At 64.0% G+C, this 2,366-nt stretch carries 2 protein-coding genes; both read left to right on the top strand.

The features are described 5' to 3' along the window. The first annotated feature begins 138 nt into the window (after positions 1-138). On the top strand, positions 139-1,566 hold the full coding sequence (locus ACRDU5_RS22360; protein ID WP_526617178.1) for a virulence factor Mce family protein: 1,428 nt from the start codon (positions 139-141) through the stop codon (positions 1,564-1,566). Continuing rightward, on the top strand, positions 1,563-2,366 hold an 804-nt coding region (locus tag ACRDU5_RS22365), incomplete at its 3' end, for an MCE family protein (protein WP_526617179.1). The genes ACRDU5_RS22360 and ACRDU5_RS22365, both read left to right, overlap by 4 nt.

Genomic DNA, 2,366 nt, shown 5'->3' on the forward strand with positions numbered 1-2,366 from the left:
ACCACCACCGGAGATCGCGTCGGTGCCTGAACCGACACCGTCGCCGGTCTATCAGCCGGCTCCGGGCGAGGTGGCGCCCGTGCCAGCACCCGTCGGTCCGTTACCCGGTCCGGCCCAGTCGAGCGAGGGGATTGGGCAATGAGCCTTCCACGAAGGAAGAGGATTGTGCTCGCCGTCGCACTTGTCCTGCTTGTGATCGGGAGTGTCGTGGTTCTGCGGGCCCCAGGCGCGATCTCTACAACGAAGGTTGTCGCCTACTTCGAGAACAGCAACGGCATCTACCCGGGCGACGACGTCATGATTCTCGGCGTGCCTGTCGGCAAGATCGAAACGATCGAACCACAACCCGAGCGGGCGAAGATCACCCTCATCTTTGATGACAAGTACAAGGTACCGGCCGACGCCAAAGCCGTAATCATCAACCCGACACTGGTCACCGCACGAGCGATTCAGCTGACCCCCGCCTACACCGGCGGGCCTACGATGCCAGACGGCGCGATCATTCCCCGAGAGCGCACCGCCGTGCCCGTGGAGTTCGACGAATTGCTCCAGCAATTGGAGAGAGTGACCGAGACGTTGCAGCCCGATCAACCCGGTGGAGTGAGCACCCTGGGGGCGTTGGTCAACACGGCCGCCGAGAACCTGCGCGGACAGGGCGCCAACATCCGCGAGACGTTGATCCAGCTGTCGCAGGCATTCTCCGCTCTCGGCGACCACAGCGATGACATCTTCGGCACCATCAAGAATCTGTCGACGCTGGTGTCGGCGCTGCAGTCCAGCACCGACTTGATGCGCCAACTGAACCGAAACCTGGCATCGGTGACCGGTCTGTTGGCCAACGACCCCCACGAGGTCGCCGACGCCGTCGAACACCTCAACTCAGCTGTCGCGGACGTACAAAGTTTCGTCGGGGAGAACCGCGAGTCGCTCGGCACAACGTCGGACAAGCTGGCCTCGGTGACACAGGCGCTCGTCGACAGCCTCGACGATTTCAAGCAGACGCTGCACATCGCCCCGCCGGCCTTCTCTAACTTCATCAACATCTACGAGCCGGCCAACGGTGCGCTCACCGGGATGTTGGCGTTCAGCAATTTCGCCGACCCGATCACGTTCATCTGCGGGGCAATCCAGGCGGCGTCGCGGTTGAACAACGAGCAGTCGGCGAAACTCTGCGTGCAATACCTGGCTCCAATCGTGAAGAACCGCCAATACAATTTCTTGCCGCTGGGGATCAACCCGGTCGTCGGCGCCCAAGCCAGGGCTAACGAAGTCACCTTCAGTGAGGACTGGCTGAGATCGGTCACCGACGCCGGACGGATCAGGGACTTCTACGAAGGTCGGCTGCCCGGCGCTGCTCCATGGCAGCCTTTTGCTCCCCCGCCAGGTACAGCACCGCCTTTTCCTCCCCCACCATATGCACCACCGCCGGGGCCTTCACCGGTAGGCAGTCCGGCGCCTCCGCCTGCCGCCGGCGCAGACCACGGGCCGTTCCCGGCTGAGGTTACGTCAACCGACCCGGCCGCAGGACTGCCCGGAATGATGGCGCCGCCAGGAGGTGGACGATGATCCGCTTCGGTAACCGCGGTCTCCTTGCAGCGCTGCTAGTTGCGCTGATGGTCGTGGCGCTGTCCGGCTGTGCTGACTGGCGTGGCGTCAACTCGCTGCCGTTGCCGGGTACCGCCGGCCGAGGGCCGGGCTCCTACCCCATTCAGGTGCAGTTGGCGGATGTCCGTACCCTGGAACCGAACTCGCGGGTCCGAGTCGATGACGTCACAGTCGGCAACGTGACCAGCATCGAGCGGCAAGGCTGGCACGCGCTGGTCACCGCTCGACTCGCCGGGGACGTCGAGCTTCCCGCGAACGCCACCGCCACGCTTGGCCAGACCAGCCTGCTCGGGTCGCTGCATCTGGAGCTGGCGCCCCCGACCGACGAGCCTGCGGAAGGCGAGCTGCGAACCGGTTCCCTGATTCCGCTGTCGAGAGCCAGCGCATATCCGAGCACCGAACAGACCTTGGCCGCAGTGTCGCTCTTGCTCAACGGGGGCGGCATCGGACAGATCCACGACATCACCGCGGAGCTGAGCACGGCCTTCGCGGGACGCGAACAGGATCTGAGAAGCTTGATCGGGCAGCTGGACAGGTTCGTGAGCTATCTCAACGACCAGACCAACGACATCATCACCGCAACCGAGAGTCTGAACAAACTGGTAAGCCAGTTCGCCGCGCAGGATCCGGTGGTCGACCGCGCGCTGCAAACCCTTCCAGATGCGTTGGAGGTGCTCAAAGACCAGCGCAACAATTTGACCCACGCCGTGGACCGACTCGGCGACTTCAGTGCGCTCACCGCCGACGCGCTCAACCAGAGC

The organism is Mycobacterium sp. (assembly GCF_050701515.1).
In the GTDB taxonomy this organism is placed as follows: domain Bacteria; phylum Actinomycetota; class Actinomycetes; order Mycobacteriales; family Mycobacteriaceae; genus Mycobacterium.

Bases quoted from the DNA above. Each gene is read 5' to 3' on its own strand.
- ACRDU5_RS22360 (WP_526617178.1), top strand. From the start codon at position 139: ATGAGCCTTCCACGAAGGAAGAGGATTGTGCTCGCCGTCGCACTTGTC.